Annotated in this window: 19 protein-coding genes and 1 pseudogene; 9 read left to right on the forward strand and 11 right to left on the reverse strand. The window is 65.9% G+C overall.

Features of this window, described 5'->3' with window-relative positions:
- Positions 1–67: 67 nt before the first annotated feature.
- From yihA to rpmH, 5 genes are all read right to left on the reverse strand, one after another.
- A complete protein-coding gene (gene yihA, locus MBENS4_RS01620; protein ID WP_052321927.1) occupies positions 68–736 on the reverse strand; it encodes a ribosome biogenesis GTP-binding protein YihA/YsxC in 669 nt (222 codons plus the stop codon).
- Positions 737–2509 carry a membrane protein insertase YidC gene (gene yidC / locus MBENS4_RS01625; protein ID WP_039388285.1) on the reverse strand — a complete coding sequence of 591 codons (1773 nt, stop codon included), beginning with the start codon at positions 2507–2509 and terminating at the stop codon, positions 737–739.
- 24 nt (positions 2510–2533) lie between these two features.
- A complete protein-coding gene (gene yidD, locus MBENS4_RS01630; protein ID WP_199904329.1) occupies positions 2534–2830 on the reverse strand; it encodes a membrane protein insertion efficiency factor YidD in 297 nt (98 codons plus the stop codon).
- A complete protein-coding gene (gene rnpA, locus MBENS4_RS01635; RefSeq protein ID WP_039388287.1) occupies positions 2827–3294 on the reverse strand; it encodes a ribonuclease P protein component in 468 nt (155 codons plus the stop codon). The genes yidD and rnpA overlap by 4 nt, the downstream gene beginning before the upstream one ends.
- Before the next feature lie 222 nt (positions 3295–3516).
- Complete coding sequence (rpmH, locus tag MBENS4_RS01640; protein WP_039388288.1) at positions 3517–3651, reverse strand: 50S ribosomal protein L34; 135 nt, start codon at positions 3649–3651, stop codon at positions 3517–3519.
- Positions 3652–3899: 248 nt separating this feature from the next.
- Here rpmH and MBENS4_RS01645 point away from each other — a divergent pair, with 248 nt between their 5' ends.
- Positions 3900–4235: a hypothetical protein gene (locus tag MBENS4_RS01645; RefSeq protein WP_039388290.1), complete on the forward strand. Its 336-nt coding sequence runs from the start codon at positions 3900–3902 to the stop codon at positions 4233–4235.
- A gap of 7 nt (positions 4236–4242) precedes the next feature.
- Here MBENS4_RS01645 and MBENS4_RS01650 read toward each other — a convergent pair whose 3' ends face one another.
- Complete coding sequence (locus MBENS4_RS01650; protein ID WP_039388291.1) at positions 4243–5007, reverse strand: alpha/beta hydrolase; 765 nt, start codon at positions 5005–5007, stop codon at positions 4243–4245.
- Positions 5008–5173: 166 nt separating this feature from the next.
- Here MBENS4_RS01650 and MBENS4_RS01655 point away from each other — a divergent pair.
- Positions 5174–6681, forward strand: a pseudogene (locus tag MBENS4_RS01655) (YifB family Mg chelatase-like AAA ATPase).
- Here the strand turns inward: MBENS4_RS01655 and MBENS4_RS01660 are convergent.
- Positions 6678–7244: an RBBP9/YdeN family alpha/beta hydrolase gene (locus tag MBENS4_RS01660; protein WP_039388293.1), complete on the reverse strand. Its 567-nt coding sequence runs from the start codon at positions 7242–7244 to the stop codon at positions 6678–6680. The pseudogene MBENS4_RS01655 and the gene MBENS4_RS01660 overlap by 4 nt on opposite strands.
- Positions 7245–7432: 188 nt before the next feature.
- On the opposite strand from MBENS4_RS01660, the gene MBENS4_RS01665 reads away from it, so the two are divergent.
- On the forward strand, positions 7433–8116 hold the full coding sequence (locus MBENS4_RS01665) for a hypothetical protein (RefSeq protein ID WP_144400823.1): 684 nt from the start codon (positions 7433–7435) through the stop codon (positions 8114–8116).
- Between the two features lie 22 nt (positions 8117–8138).
- Positions 8139–9023: an EamA family transporter gene (locus tag MBENS4_RS01670; protein ID WP_052321928.1), complete on the forward strand. Its 885-nt coding sequence runs from the start codon at positions 8139–8141 to the stop codon at positions 9021–9023.
- Here MBENS4_RS01670 and MBENS4_RS01675 read toward each other — a convergent pair.
- Together MBENS4_RS01675 and MBENS4_RS01680 are read right to left on the reverse strand one after the other, a co-directional pair.
- Positions 9020–9760 (reverse strand): esterase/lipase family protein, encoded by a 741-nt coding sequence (locus MBENS4_RS01675; RefSeq protein WP_052321929.1) that lies wholly within the window; start codon positions 9758–9760, stop codon positions 9020–9022. The two genes, MBENS4_RS01670 and MBENS4_RS01675, sit on opposite strands and share 4 nt — an antisense overlap.
- Before the next feature lie 78 nt (positions 9761–9838).
- Entirely contained in the window at positions 9839–10420 is a 582-nt protein-coding gene (locus tag MBENS4_RS01680; protein WP_039388297.1) for a DUF3617 domain-containing protein, read from the reverse strand.
- A gap of 168 nt (positions 10421–10588) precedes the next feature.
- On the opposite strand from MBENS4_RS01680, the gene uvrB reads away from it, so the two are divergent.
- The 5 genes from uvrB (at position 10589) to MBENS4_RS01705 (ending at position 18283) form a co-directional block, all read left to right on the forward strand.
- A complete protein-coding gene (uvrB, locus tag MBENS4_RS01685) occupies positions 10589–12778 on the forward strand; it encodes an excinuclease ABC subunit UvrB (RefSeq protein WP_039388299.1) in 2190 nt (729 codons plus the stop codon).
- Positions 12779–12904: 126 nt separating this feature from the next.
- Entirely contained in the window at positions 12905–13654 is a 750-nt protein-coding gene (locus tag MBENS4_RS01690; protein ID WP_052321930.1) for an SDR family NAD(P)-dependent oxidoreductase, read from the forward strand.
- A 160-nt stretch (positions 13655–13814) separates the two neighbouring features.
- Complete coding sequence (locus MBENS4_RS01695; protein WP_242404736.1) at positions 13815–15002, forward strand: helix-turn-helix transcriptional regulator; 1188 nt, start codon at positions 13815–13817, stop codon at positions 15000–15002.
- Between the two features lie 130 nt (positions 15003–15132).
- Positions 15133–16638 (forward strand): acetyl-CoA hydrolase/transferase family protein, encoded by a 1506-nt coding sequence (locus MBENS4_RS01700; RefSeq protein ID WP_039388300.1) that lies wholly within the window; start codon positions 15133–15135, stop codon positions 16636–16638.
- A gap of 118 nt (positions 16639–16756) precedes the next feature.
- A complete protein-coding gene (locus MBENS4_RS01705) occupies positions 16757–18283 on the forward strand; it encodes a S10 family peptidase (RefSeq protein ID WP_039388301.1) in 1527 nt (508 codons plus the stop codon).
- Between the two features lie 218 nt (positions 18284–18501).
- On the opposite strand, the gene MBENS4_RS01710 is transcribed toward MBENS4_RS01705, so the two are convergent.
- Both MBENS4_RS01710 and MBENS4_RS01715 read right to left on the reverse strand, forming a co-directional pair.
- Positions 18502–19236 carry a hypothetical protein gene (locus tag MBENS4_RS01710; RefSeq protein ID WP_052321932.1) on the reverse strand — a complete coding sequence of 245 codons (735 nt, stop codon included), beginning with the start codon at positions 19234–19236 and terminating at the stop codon, positions 18502–18504.
- Between the two features lie 230 nt (positions 19237–19466).
- Entirely contained in the window at positions 19467–20198 is a 732-nt protein-coding gene (locus MBENS4_RS01715; protein WP_039388302.1) for an OmpA family protein, read from the reverse strand.
- Positions 20199–20204: the final 6 nt, after the last annotated feature.

Raw genomic sequence — 20204 nt, forward strand, 5'->3', positions numbered from 1 at the left:
CTGTCACGCAATCGTCACAGTCCCGGATTTGCGGGACGCGACGCAGATGCGCCACACCCCGCAGCTCTCAGAGACGCGAGTCCCCCAGGACTGCAGCACGCAACTCGGCGATCCCCAAGCCTTTTTCCGAACTCGTGACATGCACGAAGGGAAACGCGGCCGGGTGCTTGCGCGCTTCGGCCAGTGTCTCGGCGTGAACCTTCTCCAGTTCGGTCGCCTTGATCTTGTCGGCCTTGGTGAGGACGATGCGGTAGCCCACGGCGGCCTCGTCCAGCATCTTCATCATCTCGGCGTCGACCGCCTTCACGCCATGGCGCGAATCGACAAGCAGCAGGTTGCGCTTGAGCACCACGCGGCCACGCAGGTAATCGCGTACCAGGCGGCGCCACTTCTCGACGATGGCAAGCGGCGCCTTGGCAAAGCCATAGCCCGGCATGTCGACCAGCCGGAAGTTGAGCGGTTCGCCCACCTCGAAGAAGTTGAGCTCCTGCGTGCGCCCGGGCGTCACCGAAGTGCGCGCAATCGCCTTGCGCCCGGTGAGCGCGTTCAGAAGCGAGGACTTGCCCACGTTCGAGCGGCCGCAGAACGCGATCTCCGGCGCGGTCGGATCGGGCAGGAACTTGAGGTCCGGCGCGCTCTTGAGGAACGTGACGGGGCCCGAGAAGAGCTTACGCGCCTCCTCGATCAGCGCCTCGTCGCGCTCTTCCTTGCCGCCGAGATAATCCTGTGCGTCCACTTAGGCCTTGCCCTTCTTTTCACGCGCCTTGGCGCGAGCGCTGTCCTCGGCAACCTTCTCGGTCTGTGCCTTGAGCTGGGGATGGCGCGAATAGAGATACTTCTGCTGCGCAATCGTGAGCAGGTTCGAGGTGATCCAGTAGAGCAGCAGGCCCGAGGCGAACGGCGCCATCACGAACATCATGAACCAGGGCATGATCATGAAGATCTGCTGCTGGGTCGGGTCCATCTGCGCCGGGTTCAGGCGGAACTGCAGGAACATGGTCACGCCCAGCAGCAGCGCCAGCACACCAATCCCCAGGAAGCTCGGCGGATCGAACGGGATCAGGCCGAAGAGGTTGAGGATGTGCAGCGGATCGGGCGCGGACAAGTCCTTGATCCACAGGATGAAGGGCTGGTGGCGCATCTCGATCGCAAGGATCAGGGTCTTGTACAGCGCGAAGAACACCGGGATCTGAAGCAGCATGGGAAGACAGCCCGCGAGCGGGTTCACGCCTTCCTCCTTGTACAGCTTCATCACCTCCTGCTGCTGCTTCTGCTTGTCGTCCTTGTAGCGCTCCTGGATCGCCTTCATCTTGGGCTGAACGGCGCGCATGGCGGCCATCGAGGCGAAGCCGCGCTGGGCAATCGGGAACATGATGCCGCGCACGATGGCGGTCAGCAGGATGATCGCGACGCCAAAGTTGCCGACAAGGCTGAAGAGCTTCACGAGCAGCCAGAAGATCGGCTTCTCGAACCAGCGGAACCAGCCCCAGTCGATGGCGAGGCCGAAGTTGGTGATCCCCTGCGCTTCATAGGCGTCGAGCACGTTGTGCTCCTTGGCGCCGGCGAAGAGCTTGGTCGTGCGGCTCAGCTTCTGGCCGGGCTTGAGCGCCTGCTGCGCGTACACGAGGTCGGCGCGGAACAGGTCGTTGCCAAGCGCGCGGTAGGTGCCCTCGGCCTTGGCGCCGACCGGCGCCAGGGTCGACATCCAGTAGACGTCAGTAAAGCCGATCCAGTCCGCGTTGCCCGCGGTCTCGATGGTCTTTTCCTCGGCGATGTCGTCGTAGTCGGTGCCGAACGAAACGGAACCATCGAACGCGCCGACGGGACCCGAGTGGACCTGGAAGCTGTCGAGGCTGGCGGTCTTGTCGGTACGGTTGATGAGCGCGAAAGGCTGCACGATCACGGGGGCCTGGCCGGCGTTCGCCACCGACTGCTCGACCGTGAGCATGTAGTTGTCATCGACCTTGTAGGTCAGCGCAAAGGTCTGGCCCTTGCCATTGTCCCAGGTCAGCGTGACGGGCGTGGAGGGGGTCAGCTTGGCGCCGTCCTTCACGCTCCATACGGTAGCCGCGTTGGGCGCCGCAACGCCTTCGCCCACCCAGCCGAACTGGGCAAACTGCTGCGCGGGCGTGCCCGAAGGGGAGTAAAGACGGACGGGGCCCGAATCCTTGGCCACCGTCTCGCGGTGTTCGTTGAGAACCAGGTCATCGACCAGGCCACCGACCAGGTTGATCGAGCCCGAAACCGCCGGAGCCTCGATCGCCACGCGCTCACCCGCGGCCAGTGCGCTCTTGAGGTCCTTCTTTTCCAGCGCCACGGCGGCCGCGTCGCGAAGGCCCCCCTCGCGGGTCGGCTTGCCGGGCTTGGTCGCGTCCTCGGCCCCGCCGGCCTCGACCGTCTTCGTGGGCGTCTTGGCCTGCGGATAGAAATAGCCGACACCGGCCTCCCACCCGAAAAGCACAAGCGCCGTCAGCACGACCGCTAGAATGATATTACGCTGGTTTTGCACGAAGGCTTTCCTGTCGTCGTCTCGTCAGTGGCAACAGCGGTCCGCCGATGCGGTCTCGCTCTTGGATTGGTTTTGCGTTCCGGGCACCGGATCGTAGCCGTGCCCGCCCCACGGGTTGCAGCGCAATAGACGCCATATCGCATAGCATCCACCCTTAATCGCACCGTGGGCACGCACCGCCTCGATAGCGTACTGCGAGCAGGACGGCGCAAAGCGGCAGGTGGGCGGCAGCACCGCCGAAGGGCCGAGCTGCCAGGCCCGCGCGATGGCAATCAGCAGCAGGCCCGGCAGCCGTGCGATGAGGGCCAGGAGCCGCTTCACGGCGCCACAGGCTCCGGCGCCGAAGAGCTGGCCTGTCCGCCCTTTGCCGCCCCCTTGCCCCGGTCCGCGCTTGAATGCTTGCGGGGAGGTCGCTTGCCCCGGCGGGGCCCGCGCGGGGGATCGCCCTTGCCGTCCCGCGCCCGTCCGAGCGCGGCGACAAGCTCTTCGCGCAGAAGCGAGAAGTCGCGTTCGATGCCGTTTTCCCGGCCGATCAGGACGTAGTCGGTATCGGGCAGGCCGTGCTCAGGCAGAAGCTCGCGCAGGAGCGCCCGGAAGCGGCGCTTCATGCGGTTGCGTACAACGGCGTTGCCGATTCGCTTGGTCACCGTGATCCCGGCGCGCACGCCCTTGCCCGCATTGCGATTCGCAAGCAGCACGAAACCCGCGCGCGCCACCCGCGTGCCGCTGTTGGCCGCAAGGAAATCGGAGCGCTGGCTCAGGATCTGGTAGGGTATCTGGGTCATGGCAGGCCGGAGCCTACCGCGGCGCGGCAGGCGGGCAAGCTCTCATCGGGCGAATCGCCAACCTGCCTCGACCGACAGGCCGGGGCAGCGGCGGATTCCCAAACGACGGCGGCCCGCGCAATCACCGAAAGCCTCCCCAAGGAGACCCTGGCGCCTGCGCGGGCCGCGACGTTCATTTCCACTTTCCGGGCGCGCGCCCGGAAAGCGGGAATGCCAATAAGATCAGGCCGAAAGCTTCTTGCGGCCGCGAGCGCGGCGCGCGCGAAGCACCTTGCGGCCACCGACGGTCGCCGTGCGTGCGCGGAAGCCGTGACGGCGGGCGCGGACAAGGCGGCTGGGCTGGAAAGTGCGCTTCATGTCAGTCCTCGAATAGTTCAATTGGCCCGTTCAAGGACCGAACAAAAAGGCCGCCTGCTGCGAGACGACCCCAAATCAGATGCGCGCCGATACGTGAGCTGGAAAAGAGAGTCAAGTTGAGGCCCGCGATTCGTTGACCCCAAGGCCGATTTCTTGCGCTTTTGATCCGGCCGTGCTGTTCCTTCCCAGCAGCCGCCCCTGCCTATCGACACCCCCGGGCGACCACCCCGCGCCAACGGAGCCCAGACATGATCCTCATCGTAACCGGACTCTTCGTGAGCTTCCTGGCCCTCTTCGTGGTCGCAAGCCTGCTGGAGCATCTTGTCTTCAAGCATCTCCTTCGCCGCGCCACCACCATCAAGCTGCTTTCCACGCTGGGAGCATGGCTGATCGGCGGCGTAACCATTGCAGGCTCGGCGGGAAAGATGCAATCCGACCTTGATGCGGGCTTCCTGGGCACGATGCTCGTGGGCCTTCTCGCCCTGACACTGCCTGCGGGCGTTCTCGCCGTGATCGGCTATCTGGGCGCACGCCAGCGCGCCAAAGCCAACCTGCCCGAGGATATCGAAAAGACCTTTTCCTGACGCCCCGTCAGGAGCGCGCGTTCAGATCCGACAGAGCAACCGCACCGTCGAAGGGAACCCACAGGCTCATGACGCCCGCGCCAAACCAGCGCGCCTGTGTGAAGGGGACCGAATTGGTCATGGCGTAGAAAGCCTCGGCCTCAAGCGGGCTCATGCCCATCTGCCGGTAATAGTCGACATAGCGGCGGTTCACCGGCGCGCTGAGCGCGAAATCACCCGGCTGCAGCCCATCCTCGTCAATCCAGGAATGGACCGCGAACTCGGCCCCCGCATCGGCCAGCCGGCGCGAGCCCGCCAGGAAGAGCTCCACCCCACCCGAACGGACCGAACCGCCCGAGGGCACATGCGTAGCGATACCGTGCGAGCGGATCAGGCGCCCGAGCTCCAGGTTGGCGAGGTCATCGCGCGTGCCGGGACATTCGACCATCTCGAGCACGGTGATGCCCGGATAGTCGCGCAGCATCGCGGAGAACTGGGCTGGACTGCGCGGCCCGGTTGCATCGACAAGAGCCGCCCGCGCGCCATCGAGCACCCGAAACGGGCCATAGGCCACTTCACGCCCGGTCAGCTCCGGCAGGGAGACGTCAAGAACGGCACCGCCCGAAACCATGAGGCGCGACCTGCGCGCACCGGGCCCGGAGAGGGACGTATCATCAAGATCGAGCGTTTCGTAAGCCAGGCGCTGCGCCGCGGCCGGAGAAGCCCCGCACAGGGCGCCAAGCCCCAGGGTGGAGGCCAGGATCGGCAGAAGAGCGGCAGTGAACGAACGCATGGCTGGAGAATGCCTCCCGGAGCCTTACCCAATCCGCGAGAGATGCGGTTAAAATGCTGTAAACTTTCGCTCTCGCAACGCATTGTGGCTCGACAGGTCGCACCCTCGATGCAAATACTGCCCGAAATACGGATTATTACTTAGTCTATTCGTGGCAGGTACCTTTGTGGTCGCACTCATTTCGACGGTAGCTTACCTGGGACTCGAAGCCCGCGCCGTCGAAGTACAATGCCAGGTAGCGCCGGGAATGCCCGGCTTCGCGCTGGTCGGCCTACCCGACAAGGCCGTCGGGGAAAGCCGCCAGCGCGTCAGCGCCGCCCTCACCGCGATGGGCCTTGCCCTTCCGCCCAAGCGGATCACGATCAATCTCTCGCCCGCCGACCTCCCCAAGGAAGGCTCGCACTACGATCTCCCGATTGCGCTTGCCCTGCTGACCGCGATGGGGCTGCTTGATGCCGAACAGATGGCCGAAGTCATTGCGGTGGGCGAACTTGCGCTCGACGGGCGGATCATCCCCTCCCCCGGCGTCCTCCTCGCCGCGCTCCATGCCAGTGCGGCCGAGAAGACCCTGATCTGTCCTGCCGCCCAGGGGACCGAGGCAAGCTGGGCGAACGGGGTGCCGGTCACCGCCGCGCCCGACCTCGTCAGCCTGCTCAACCACCTGAAGGGCACCCAGGTCCTCCCGCGCCCCACGCCCGGCCGCGTCGAGGCCAGCGCCCCCGGGCCGGACATGAAGCAGGTGAAGGGCCAGGAAACCGCCCGGCGCGCGCTGGAGATTGCGGCCGCTGGCGGGCATAATCTTTTGATGTGCGGACCGCCCGGCGCGGGCAAGTCACTGCTGGCCGCCTGCCTGCCCGGCATCCTGCCCGAGCTGACGCCTCCTGAAGCGCTCGAAGTCTCGATGGTCGCCTCGGTCGCGGGAACGCTGGAGGAAGGGCGCATCAGCCGCGCGCGCCCCTATCGCAGCCCGCACCACTCCGCCTCGATGGCCGCGCTGACGGGCGGCGGGCTCAAGGTTCGCCCCGGCGAAGTCTCGCTCGCGCACCTGGGCGTCCTGTTCCTCGACGAGCTTCCCGAATTCCAGCGTGCGGTGCTCGATTCGCTGCGCCAGCCACTCGAAACCGGCGAGATCAGCGTCGCGCGGGCAAATGCGCACGTCACCTTCCCGGCGCGGGTCCAGCTGGTGGCGGCAATGAACCCGTGCCGCTGCGGACACCTGGGCGATCCCGCACTGGCCTGTTCGCGCGCGCCCAAATGCGCCGCCGACTATCAAAGCAAGGTCTCAGGCCCGCTTCTGGATCGAATCGATTTGCACGTCGACGTCGACCCGGTGCGCGCGATTGACCTCGCCCGGCCCGGTTCTTCGGAAGACAGCGCCACCGTGGGCGCGCGCGTACGCCGCGCCCGCGCGCTCCAGACCGCTCGGCTTGCGGGCACCGGCGCGCGCAGCAACGCGGAACTTCAGGGCGAGGCACTGGAAACCCACGCGAGCCCGACGAGGCAGGCCAGAAACTCCTCCTCCAGGCCGCCGAAAGCCTCCACCTCACCGCGCGCGGCTACACCCGGATCCTGCGCACCAGCCGCACCATCGCCGATCTTGCCGGAGCCGAGACGATCGGACGCGCCCACATCGCCGAGGCATTGAGCTACCGCCGCCAGCCGCCCCGTGCCTAAAGTTCAGCCACAGGCACGGGCTGGCCGCATCCGGCGGCGAAGGCCGCCAGAAGGCGCTGCCCTTCGCCCCAATCGCCCAGCCCGCTCTCGGCGTTGATATGACCGCAGGGGCCCATGACGAGGAAACCGGCCCCGCGCGCCTGCGCAAAATCCTGCGCAAAAGCAGGCGATGCGTAAGGGTCATTGCTGGAAGCCAGGACGAGTGCGGGGAACCCAAACGCGGCACGTGGCACCTCGCGAAAGCCCGCCGAGGCTTCGCGGGGGAACGCAAGCCCTTCAGGATCAGGAGGAGCGACCAGGAGCGCGCCAGCTATGTGCCCCGCCTCGCCGTGGCGCGCGGCCCAATGCGCCGTCAGCAGGCAGGCAAGCGAATGGGCCACCAGCACCACCGGGCCCTCGGCCTGCTCCAGCCCCTGTTCGAGCGCGGCCAGCCAGTCTTCCAGATCGGGCCTGTCCCAGGTGGAGGGCGCGAACCGTGTCGCGCCGTCCATCCGTGCTTCCCAGCGCGATTGCCAATGCGCCGGGCCAGAGCCGCCGAAACCGGGAAGGATGAGAAGGGACATGCCAGCCTGCCTGCCATCTGATGAGCGTTACGTGGATGGCCCGATGCACCCGGCACAGGCACCTGAACAGGCACTTTCTCTGTCGCCCCCAACAGATAAGCTTCCATCTTGGCGATTGCGCACGCCGGGCCAAGCAGGCACAGCGAAGGCAGAAGACGGCATTCCCGCCAGACTGAGGATATTTTTCGATGGGCAACGTCTGGAACCGGCGCCAGGTGCTGGCACAAGCCGCTCTTGCGCCCCCGGCGCTCTCCACACTGGCCTTATCCACGTTGACCCTATCCACTTTGGCCGAGCCCGCGCGCGCGCGGATCATCGACACCGGCTTCGAAGGGCTGGTTGGAGAGCGGGCCGAAGTCGCGCTCGAACTCCTGCGCGCCTCGCGCCAGGCCAGCTTCGGCGCGGGCAAGGACGTGTGGATCTGGATTTCCTCGCTCTGCCCCTACTGCCAGAAGTACTTCCGCGAGTTCCCCCAACTCACGGTGCCGGGCTTTCGCGTCCACTACATCCCTTTCATCCTGGGCGAAGGGGAGACCGGCGCGGTCCTGAAGGTCCTCAACGACCCGAGCCAGGCGACCTTCCTCAAGTTCATGCGGCGCGAACTGAACGACGCGCCAAGCGTGGCCTACAACCCGTTCTACACAGGCCCCCTCGACTACACGGGGAGCGCCACCACGCTCCTGTCGCGCCACCACGCGCATATCCGTCTGGTCCAGAGCGCCTATGACGCCGATGCGGGCTTCCCGGTCGAGACCGGGCTCAACCGCCAGCTGTCCACTCCGCGCACGTTCTTCCGCACGCAGAAGGGCGCCTTGCTGATGTGGGGCGGAGGCTTTGGCAAGGCCCAGTTCGAGCGGCTGCGCGACCTGTGACACGCCCCTGCCGATCACGCCGATGAGCCGCCGCGAAGCACCGCCACTGGGCGCGGTCGGCGCGATCCTGGCCGCGCAGGTCTCGATCCACGTCGGCGCGGCGCTGGCCAAGGACCTCATCGGCGAACTCGGCGCCGAGACACTGGCAGCCATGCGCACCCTGCTTGCCGCTGTGATCCTGCTCCTCCTCGTGCGGCCACGCCTGTCCCGGCTCTCTGGAGGCCTGCCTGTGTGGATCATGCTTTACGGCCTTGCGCTGGGGGGCATGAATCTCCTCATCTACGAGGCCTTCGCGCGCCTTCCGCTTGGCGTTGCGGTGGGGGTGGAGATCTGCGGCCCGCTGGCGATTGCGCTGGGAGGCGCGCGCGACCACAAGGACCTGGCCTGGCCGGGGCTGGCCGTCCTTGGCCTCCTTGTCCTCATCCCCTGGCCGGGGCGTGCCCATGCCCTCGATCCCGTGGGCCTCCTCGCGGCGCTGGGCGCAGCCGCCTGCTGGGCGCTCTACATCCTGCTGGGCCGACGCGCGGCACAGGCCGGGAGCGGCACCGCCGTCGCGCTGGGCATGGTCGCGGCCTGCCTCGTCACGCTTCCCGCTGCGCTCGCCAGCGGATCGGGTGCCCTGCCCGCACTGCCGCTCTGGGGCCTCGCCCTGATGGTGGCGGTGCTGTCGAGCGCACTGCCCTATGCGCTGGAGATGCACGCCATGGCCGCGCTTCCTGCCCGTATCGTCGGCCTTGTCGCCAGTACCACGCCCGCCATGGCCGCGCTTTCGGGCTATCTTCTCCTGGGCGAAGCGCTGACACCCTGGCAGATACTGGCCATCGCGCTGCTGATCGCGGCGGCAGCCGGCTGCACGCTCACCGCACGTCCCCCCGTGGCGGGTCTGGCCGACGAACCGCTGACCTAGGCGGCGCTGACGGCCTCGTCGTGGTCGACCTGGCGCAGGACCTCCCCGATCACGCGCGCGTCGCTGGCAAAGCCCAGATGCGAACAGCGGATCGCCACCGCGCGGTCACGCTCGAGCGGCCAGCCCTTGGCCGAGCGGGGATGGATCACCCCGTCGCGCGGGCTCCACAGGGCGATGGTGGGCACCGGCGGCTTCTCGCCCAGCACGCATTCGATCGGCGGTGCATCGACAGCATGGCCGGTGATGACCTGGTAGGCGCGCCAGGCGTTGTTGGCGCGCGGGTTGCCCGAGAAGGGCGTGCCCATGGTGATGACCTTGGCGACCGCCTCGGGCTGGCGCCGCGCGATCTCGCGCGCAAAAAGGCCGCCAAGGCTCCAGCCAACCAGCACGACCGGACGACGATGGGTCCGCGCCAGCGCTCCCACCCGCTTCATCAGAAAAGCGAAGTTCTCCGGCGTCGGCCCGAAATTGACGCCAAGGCCCCATTCGTGGACCTCGTGCCCCGCCTCGGCCAGCGCGTCGGCCATCGGCTGCATGCGCCTGGGATGTGCGCCGAAACCGGGAAGCAGCATCACCGGCTGGGGATGGCGCGCCGGAGCGACCCGGGCGGCAGCCCCGCGCCCGCGTCCCCATAAGGACGCAAACTCCCGCGCGAAGAGGCCAAGCGCGGGCTTGCGCACACCGGGCGGATGCGGCTGGCGTGCCAGCGCCGCTCGGCGCAGCACTTCCCCGCGCATGTCCCCCCATGTGTCCCACGTCGGCTGCTTCACGTTCCCGTTATCCTTTCCTGCCTTGTTCCATCGCACCGTGTCGGCTCAGCCCTCGCAGTCCCCGGTGCGCTTGGAGACCATGCGCATCTTCATGTTCATCTCGGACATCGGCGCCTGTCCGCCCGTCACCTTCATGTCCATCGTGACATCCGAGGTGGTGGCACTCGCCGTTCCCTGCAACGTCATGACCGCGGTTCCCTGGCTCGGATGTGCACAAGTCATCTGGGCATCGAGCGCTCCGTCCGTCACGGCGAAACGGTCATAGGAGCAGTTGGAGGTCTCCCCGACATTCTCGAACATGTCGCGAAAGCCTTCTTCCGCCTCGGCCTTGGTCAGGCAGAAATTCTCGGTGCGATCCCTCGCCATCATGCCTTTCACCTGCCCGGCGATCTCGGCCGGCAGGCCCGGCGCGTCGAAGTTCTCGATCGTGATCGTGCGCGCGTAGAGGCCGGGCTCGGGCTTCACGAGACCCTTTGCGGCCTCCTTCATCTCGGCCAGCGAGGGCGGCTCGCCGCGCCCGGCCGCGTCCGCCGAGCCTGCGCCACCATCGCCGCCCGAACTGCAGCCCGCCAGCGCCAGCGTTGCCAGCGCCAGACCGGCGTAGAAACGAACTCTGCCTTGTGCCATCGTCCTGTCCTCCTCGCTCGAAATGCCCGCGCCCCGAGCCGATCCCGCATCATACGGGAATGCGCGGCTAGCACCGCGGCGCACCTCTCTCCAACCATTACAGTTCAATGACACACTCTTGTCAGCAAGAGATTGAACGCGCGCCCCACCGTCTCCATATGTTCCGCCATGACCGAACTCATCATCCGTCGCGGACTGGACGAGCCGGATACCTCGGGCTCGTTCACCCCGCACAAGCCCCAGCGCCCCGAAAAATCCCTCCCCGGCAAGACTTTCCGGATCGTGTCCGAGTACGAACCGGCCGGTGACCAGCCCACTGCGATCGCCGAACTGGTGGAAGGCGCGAAGGCCGAGGACAAGACGCAGGTTCTCCTGGGTGTCACCGGGTCCGGCAAGACCTTCACCATGGCCAAGGTCATCGAGGAGCTGCAGCGCCCGGCGCTGATTCTTGCGCCCAACAAGATTCTCGCCGCCCAGCTCTACGCCGAAATGAAGGACTTCTTCCCCGAAAACGCGGTCGAATACTTCGTCTCCTACTACGACTATTACCAGCCCGAAGCCTACGTGCCCCGCTCGGACACCTACATCGAGAAGGAAAGCTCGGTGAACGAGGCGATCGACCGGATGCGCCACTCGGCCACGCGATCCCTGCTCGAGCGTGACGACGTCATCATCGTCGCCTCGGTCTCGTGCCTTTACGGTATCGGCTCGGTCGAGACTTATTCGGCGATGACCTTCGATGTCGTCTCGGGCACCGAGGTCGACCAGCGCGAACTGATCCGAAAGCTCGTCTCGCTCCAGTACAAGCGCAACGACGTCGCCTTTGCGCGCGGCTCGTTCCGGGTGCGCGGCGACAACCTCGAGATCTTCCCCTCGCACTACGAGGACACCGCCTGGCGGGTCTCGTTCTTCGGCGACGAGATCGAGGAAATCTGCGAGTTCGACCCGCTTACCGGCAAGAAGGGACCGACGCTCGACAAAGTGCGCGTCTTCGCCAACTCGCACTACGTAACCCCTGGCCCGACGATGAAGCAGGCCAGCGAGGCGATCCGCTTTGAACTGGAGGAGCGGCTGAAGGAACTCCATGCCGAGGGCAAGCTGCTCGAAGCGCAGCGCCTGGAGCAGCGCACCAACTTCGATCTCGAGATGATCGCGGCGACCGGCTCGTGCAACGGCATCGAGAACTATTCGCGCTTCCTCACCGGCCGCCTGCCCGGCGAGCCCCCGCCAACGCTCTTCGAGTACCTGCCGGACAACGCTCTCCTCTTCGTCGACGAGAGCCACCAGACCGTGCCGCAGATCGGCGCGATGGCGCGCGGTGACCATCGCCGCAAGATCACGCTCGCCGAATACGGCTTCCGTCTGCCCTCGTGCATCGATAACCGCCCGCTGCGCTTCAACGAGTGGGACGCGATGCGCCCGCAGACCTTCGCCGTCTCGGCAACGCCCGGCGGCTGGGAAATGGAGCAGACCGGCGGCGTCTTTGCCGAGCAGGTCATCCGACCGACCGGCCTGATCGACCCGCCGGTGGAGATCCGTCCGACCGAGGACCAGGTCCAGGACTGCATCGCCGAGTGCAAGGCGGTGGCCGAAAAGGGCTTCCGCACGCTGGTCACCACGCTGACCAAGCGCATGGCCGAGGACCTGACCGAATTCATGCACGAGGCGGGCGTGCGTGTTCGCTACATGCACTCCGATGTCGAGACACTGGAGCGCATCGAGCTGATCCGCGACCTGCGCATGGGCGTCTACGACGTGCTGGTGGGCATCAACCTGCTGCGCGAGGGCCTCGACATTCCCGAGTGCGGGCTCGTCACGATTCTCGATGCCGACAAGGAAGGCTTCCTGCGCTCGGAAACCTCGCTGATCCAGACCATCGGGCGCGCCGCGCGCAATTCCGAAGGCCGGGTCATCCTCTACGCCGACCGCATGACCGGTTCGATGGAACGCGCCATCGCCGAGACCGACCGGCGCCGCGAGAAGCAGCAGGCCTACAACGAGGAACACGGCATCACCCCCCAGACGATCAAGCGGCGCATTGCCGACATCGTCGCGGACACGGCGAGCCGGGACGGGGTTACCGTCGAGATCGAGACCGAGGACGGGGCCAACAACCTCGTCGGGCACAACCTGCGCGCCTATATCGAGGACCTCGAGAAGAAGATGCGCGCCGCCGCCGCCGACCTCGAGTTCGAGGAAGCGGGACGCCTGCGCGACGAGATCCGCCAACTGGAAGCGAGCGAACTGGGCCTGCCCGAAGGTGAGCACAAGGCGCCGCTGGTCGGCCGCTCGAACGAGGGCAAGCCGGGCACGCGCAAGATGCGCTACGGCAAGCAGACCAGGAAGTGGGGCAAGTAGGCCTGCCTGATCTTCAAAATATATACGTGAAACAATGGCATAGCCTGATCGTTTAACCTGTGCAGCGCAAGGCGCGCGGCAACGCCGCCACCGCGCGCGAACATGTAAAGACGAAGGAGACCCGACGTGGAACTGAAGGACCAGGCCATCATCGTGACTGGCGGGGCCAGCGGCATTGGCCGCGAGACCTGCCTTGCCCTTGCGCGTATGGGTGCCGATATCGTGGTGGCCGACTTCAACGCCGAAGGCGCGGCCCAGGTCGCCGAGGAGGTGAAGGCGCTGGGCGTGGCCGCGCACAGCTTCAAGGTCGATGTCTCGGTCGCGCAGGAGGTCGAAGCCCTCGTCGATTTCACCGTCGAGAAACTCGGCACCTTGAACGGCCTGTTCAACAACGCCGGGATCGGGCTGGTGAAGCCGTTCCTGGAGATGGATCCGGCCTCCTACCTCAAGGTCATCGAGGTCGACCAGCACAGCGTCTATTACGGCATGTACTACGGTGCGAAGAAGATGGTGGAACTGGGCACAAAGGGTACCTTCGTCAACACCGCTTCGATCTACGGCTCGGTCGCCTCGCGCGGGAACTTTAACTACAACGCGGCCAAGGCGGCGGTTATCGCCATGACCCGCTCGGGCGCGCTGGAGTTGGCCGAACACGGCATCCGCGTGGTCGGCATCGCGCCCGGCTACATAGATACCCCGATCCTGGGCACGGATGCGGGCGTGAAAGAGCAGCTTGCCGCGCAGCACATGCACAAGGAGCTGATCGCGCCCGAGAAGGTCGCCAGCGTCGCGGCCTATCTCTTCACCGACGCGGCCCAGGCCATCAACGGCTCCACGGTGCCTGTCGACGACGGTTTCCTCGCCTTCAAGGAATAGGCCAGCGCCTGAAAAATACCCGGAGGCTCACCAGGAGCCTCCGGGTAGTGCAAGGATTGGCCGAAACCAGCCCTCGGGTCGCATGGATACAATGTCTGCAAAATGCAGACTTGGCATGCCACGATCATGGTATGAACGCGGGCACGGACCATAGTTTCCCTTGCGCACAATCCCTGATCCGGACACATTTGCCGGTGTGGGGCAGGCAAAGAGCATAGACAGCGAATCGCTCGCGCGCTTGCGCAGCGCGATCGAGCAGGCTCCCTTCCACCCGGAGGGCTGGCGCTCTGCGCTGCACAGCCTCGCCGAAGCCACCGGCTCTCCCCGCACCCAGATCCTGGCGCTTGGCCAGAGGCATATGGCCTTCAACTGGGTCAACACCACGCCCGACGACTTCGAGTCCATCATCCGGGAAATCGACACCTACCGCCCCGATGCGAACTACCGCATCGCCGCGATGGGCAAGCCGATGGAGCTCACCTGGGAACCCCACTACGACGCCGTGCGCGCGGTTCATACCGACGAGCGCTATCTCGAGATGGCACGCCGCTACGATTTCGAACTGGGCGCGCAGATGGTCCTTTCCCAAAAGCCCGGGCTGTTCTTCGGCGTCGCGATCATGCGCAGCGAACGCGAAGGGCGCACCAGCGAACACGAACGGGGTATCCTGGCCCAGGTCGCGCCGACGATCCTCTCGGCCATCCGCACGCAGGAATCGATCGAGCACGCCGGAGCCAAGCTCCTCCACGGCTCGCTCGAGGCGATGGACACCGCCGCGATCTTGCTCGATGGCCTCGGCAAGACGACCTTCGTCAGCCCCGCCGCGCAGCGCCTGCTCGGCCCCGAGACGCTGCAGATCTCGGGCGGCGCCCTTCACGCCCAGCGCCCCGAATTCGATCGCCAGCTGGGCCGACGGATCGGCCAGGCCCTGGCGGGCGAGGACCCGGGTCCGGCCGACCTGTGGATCCGCACAGGCAAGGGACTCATGCTCGTCGACGCGCGTCCCCTGCCCCATGGCGACTGGCACCTGGGCCTCAGCGCCCGCGTCATCGTCAGCCTGAGACCGCTTCTTCCCTCCCGAATGGGCTCCGACCACGCTGAAAACGCAAAAAAGGTTGCGCGCATGGGCAGACAGCTGGGTCAGGCGATGGGTCTGACCGACACCGAAGGCGAAGTCGCCGCGCTTCTTGCCCAGGGCTTGTCGCGCAAGGATATTGCTGCGCTGCGGCAAGTCAGCCCGCAAACGGTAAACAGCCAGCTGCGCACCATTTTCCTGAAATGCGAGGTCAATCGCGAAGGCGAACTTGTTGCAATTGCACGATCTATTCTCGACGCGATCGGCAGCTGAGCCACTCCCATCACGGTCCCGAAAAGGGGCAGGAATCGTGCATCAGGCGCAAGTCACGAGTCCCGCTTTTCACTGTTCTTTCCTGTGTGTGAGAGCAAACGGTCCCCAGACACGGTGAATTGGAGAGGCCATGCGCATCCGTAACAACGCCCTACGTTCCAAGATCATGTCGGCCGAAGACGCCGCCCGCCTCATTGCCAACGGCAACACGGTCGGGATGAGCGGCTTTACCGGCTCCGGGTATCCCAAGGCCGTCCCCCAGGCCCTCGCATCGCACATCGAGGCCGAGCACGCGGCCGGAAATCCCTTCAAGGTCCGCATGTGGACCGGCGCTTCCACCGGCCCCGAACTCGACGGCGCGCTTGCCAAGGTCGACGGCATCGACATGCGCCTCCCTTACAATTCCGACCCCATCGCCCGCGAGAAGATCAACTCGGGCCAGATGAACTACTTCGACATGCACCTCAGCCAGGTGGCCCCGATGGCCTGGCAGGGCTTCCTCGGTCCGCTCGACGCTGCGGTAATCGAGATCGTCGGCATCCGCGAGGATGGTTCGCTGATCCCCTCCTCGTCGGTCGGCAACAACAAGACCTGGCTCGACCGCGCCGAGAAGGTCATCCTCGAGGTCAATTCCTGGCAGAGCGAGGCGCTCGAAGGCGTCCACGACATCTACTACGGCACCGCGCTTCCCCCCGCGCGCATCCCGATCCCGCTGACCCGTCCCGACCAGCGCATCGGCGAGGACTGCCTGCGCGTCGATCCGGCCAAGGTCGTGGCTGTCGTGGAAACCGACTCGCCCGACCGCAACGCCCCCTTCACCCCGCCTGACGAAAACGCGAAGATGATCGCCGGGCACATCCTCGAATTCCTCACCCACGAGGTGAAGGTCGGCCGCATCCCCAAGGAGCTGCTGCCGATCCAGTCCGGCGTGGGCAACATCGCCAACGCGGTGCTTTCGGGCCTGATGGACGCCCCCTTCGAGGGCATGACTGCCTACACCGAGGTGATCCAGGACGGCATGCTCGACCTCCTCGCCGAGGGCAAGCTGCGCATGGCGAGCGCCACCGCTTTCTCGCTCAGCCCCGATGCGGCCGAGCGCGTGAACCGCGAGATGGAGTTCTTCCGCGACAAGATGATCCTGCGCCCGCAGGAAATCAGCAACCACCCCGAGCTGGTGCGTCGCCTGGGCTGCATCGCGATGAACGGCCTCATCGAAGCCGACATCTATGGCGCGGTGAACTCGACCCACGTCATGGGCTCGCGCATCCAGAACGGCATCGGCGGTTCGGGCGACTTTGCCCGCAACGCCTTCATCTCGATCTTCGTGACCCCGTCCGTCGCCAAGAAGGGCGCGATCTCGGCCATCGTCCCGCAGGCCAGCCACGTCGACCACATCAACCAGGACGTGCAGGTGATCGTCACCGAGCAGGGCCTCGCTGATCTGCGCGGCCTCAGCCCCAAGGAACGCGCCAAGGTCATCATCGCCAACTGCGCGCACCCGACCTACCGCCCGATGCTCGAAGACTACTTCGCGCGCGCGCAGAAGGAATCGTTCGGCCAGCAGTCGCCGATGATCCCCTCCGAAGCCCTTTCGTGGCACCAGCGCTTCATCGACACCGGTTCGATGTTGCCCTGACGCCGCGACAAGAGGCCCGCAGTCCCCCATCCCTCTGTGCGGGCCTTGTCGCTGCGAAGCGACACGGTAGAGTGCCTCGCTTGCCATCCCCATCCCGGCAAGGAGGTACCTACTCCCCATGCGACGTGCAAAACTGGCCTTCGGGCTGCTCCTGGCGACCAGCGCCCTCCTTCCCGCCACGCAGGCGCTCCAGGCCGCCGACGAGAAGGCCTCCGCCAACTCGGCAAGCAAGGCCGAAACCGCAAGCGAGGACGCGCTCCCGCCCCTCCCTGAAGACGCCTCGGTGCGCCAGAGCGCGGTCATCGGCGGCAAGAGTGTATCCTACACCGCGACTGTCGGCACGATCCCCGTTCACGACGCCAAGGGCAAGCTGATCGGAGAGGTCGTCTATACGGCGTACACCCTGCCCGGAAAGCAGGCCGAGAACCGGCCCGTGACTTTCGCCTTCAACGGTGGCCCGGGCGCCGCCTCGGTTTACCTGAACCTTGGCGCGATCGGCCCCAAGCGCGTCGCCTTCGGCGCCCAGGGCGATTCTCCCAGCGATCCGGCCGTGCTTCAGGACAACCCCAATTCCTGGCTCGACTTCACCGACCTCGTCTTCATCGATCCCATCGGCACCGGCTTCTCGCGCTCGCGCGCCGACGAGGAGACCACCAACGCCGAGTTCTACGCCGCCGACGTGGACATCCACTACCTAAGCCGCGTCATCTACGACTGGCTGGTCAAGGAAGAGCGCCTCGCCAGCCCCAAGTACCTGACCGGCGAGAGCTACGGCGGCTACCGCGTGCCGCGCCTGGCCTACTACCTGCAGACCCAGATCGGGATCGGCGTCAATGGCATGGTGCTGGTCTCGCCCTACCTCGATCCGGCCGCCATCGGTGATGACACCGCGCTCTCCCCGCTTCCCTGGATGCTGAACTATCCTGCCATGGCTGCAGGCCACTTCGAGCGGCAGGGCCAGCACCTCGACGAGAGCAACATGGGTCCGGTCGAGGAGTACCTGCGCACCCAGTTCCTGGCCGACTTCATCGCCGGACCGCGCGACAAGGCGGCGACCGCACGCCTTTCCGCCCGCGTCGCCGAGTTCACCGGCCTCGATCCCGAACTGGTGCAGCGCATGGACGGGCGCATCGACATCGGCACGTACCTGCGCGAGATCCGCCGCACGCAGGGCCTTGTCGGCTCGGTCTACGACAGCAACTTCACCGCCTACGACCCTTTCCCGGCCAGTTCGCGCGCGCAGTACAATGACCCCCTGCTGACCACCCTCATCGCGCCCACTACCTCGGCCATGGTCGATTTCGTGACACGCCAGGTCGGCTGGAAGGTCAACGCGCGCTACAACGCGCTGTCCTACGAGGTGAACCGCGCCTGGGACCGCGACAACACCGACAGCCCGGTCCAGGACCTGCGCAAGGCAATTGCCATCGACCCCAAGATGAGCGTCGACATCGTGCATGGCTGGGACGATCTTTCCTGCCCCTATTTCGCCTCGCAGCTGATCATCGACCAGATGCCCGATTTCGGCCAGGCGAGCCGCGTAAACCTCCACAAGTATCCGGGGGGACACATGTTTTATTCCCGCCTCGACAGTGGGGCCGCGATGCGACGTGACATTCTTGAAAGTTACGCCAAGCGCAATTAGTAAGTAAACATAATGTTAAATTAAAGAAATCACCTTTCCAAATTTAGACAGTTACTATAAACAAACTCTCGAGTGAGCCCGAAAAGCCCTCGCGGTCGCCCAGATTAGACGTCTGCAAAATACATAAAGAAAAACATGAAGATTCGTTCATGTTTTCTACGGAACTAAAAAAAGGGGGCCAAAAGCCCCCTTTTCTTCATTTTCCGATCGGATGAAACTCAGAGTTTACCAAATTCGGCCTCGTAGGACGCCGTATTGCCCTCAGCCAGGAAGCGGGCCTGCTCGACCCATTTGTCGCGGCGCGGACGCCCGGCGAAGGCGCCGAGCTTGCCATCGAGCTCGTCGAGATCCGCCTCACTCCAGGCCGCGATCTGCGCGTACGTCGTCACGCCCAGCGACACGAGGAGCTTCTGCATCTTCGGGCCCAGCCCCTTGATCTTGCGCAGGTCATCGCTCTGCCCCGTCGTCGCAGGAGCAGGCACAGGAGCAGGTTCTTCCGGCGCGGGTGCAGGCTCCACCGGCTCAGGGGCAGCTGCGGACGTATCCTCAGCCTTGGGTGCCTCGGCTGCAGGGGTCGGCTCCGGAGCCTTCGCGGCCTCGTCTTCCGCCTTGTGGCTGCGCGCCTCGTCCGCCTCTTCCTGCGCCGCGACGGCAATCACCTCGCCGATCCCGGCCATGGTACCGGCCGCGGCGGGCGGGTCGATATGCGCGGGCTGCTTCTCCCGCGTGTCGGCATCGTCGACGCCAGGCACGGGCAGGTCGTATTGCGAGGCGGGGCTCGCGGAATCTATGAGCGCCTGGTTGCGCTGGGCGGGCGCCGCGCCTTCGTCCAGAACGTCCGGGCGGTGCGTGCGCTCACCCGGCTTCTTCGATCCATGCGCGAAGATCCAGAAGGCGACCACGATCCCGATCACCAGGGCGGCAACGAAGATCAGCCAGTTGGCCTCGATCATTTGCAGCACGATATTATCCTTTTCGTTTCCATATGAGCCAGCCGATGCCCAGGCCCAGACCATACGTGAGCAGCACCGATACGGCCAGTTCCAGCCACAAGGGCATCAGCAGTCCTTTCCAAGCGTCAATTTCCGTGAAGTGCCAGAGTTGGGGCCGCGCATAGCAGCCCGCCCGCCCGATCCCAATGCCCTTGCCGGCACGCCCCGAATTGGGAGCAGCCCTGCGCGCATCAGCCCGGTCCGGGCGTGTCGATGGGGGTGGGCTTGACCGGTGCGGACACGATCACCGAAAACTCGATCCGGCGGTTGGCCGGGTCACTCGGGCTGAGCCCGGAGATGGGCTGGCTGGCCCCCACGCCTGCTGCCCTCAGGCCATTGGCTGGAATTCCACGCCCGATCAGCGCCCAGCGCACCGCTTCGGCGCGCGCCAGCGAGAAGGCCTTGTCGACCTCGGCGTTGCCGCCCTGGTCGGTGTGGCCGGTCACCGCGATGATGCTGCCGACACAGGGCCGCAGCGCGCGCGCAACTTCGTCGAGCAACCGACCGCTTGCCGGATCGAGCCGCGCAGAGGACTGTGTGAAGCGGATCGTGCGCGTCTGGAGGATGCGCTCGACATCGCTCTGGCAATGGAGCGCCTCGGGATTGTCCACGCGCGAGCTGGTGCGCGACCAGCTGATCCCGCCAATTCCCGGCACCGCCGCAATGCCCGCGGCGACCTGCTGACGCAGGGCTTGAGGCAATTCGTCCCCGCCCGACAGGATCGGGTGGCGCGTCAGCCAGCCGTATCGGTCCTTGAAGGCCAGCTCGACCCCCTCACCTCCCTCGACGCCGCTGCGCGCGGCCTGCGCCTCGCGTTCAAGGTCCGCAACGAAGCCAGGGCCGTTCAGGACCATTCCGGTGGCGGAGAGGAGCAGGCACAGGGCAGCACCTACCCCGGCAATCAAGGCGTTACGTGGATTCATCTGGGG

This window comes from Novosphingobium sp. MBES04, from assembly GCF_000813185.1.
Lineage (GTDB): Bacteria > Pseudomonadota > Alphaproteobacteria > Sphingomonadales > Sphingomonadaceae > Novosphingobium > Novosphingobium decolorationis.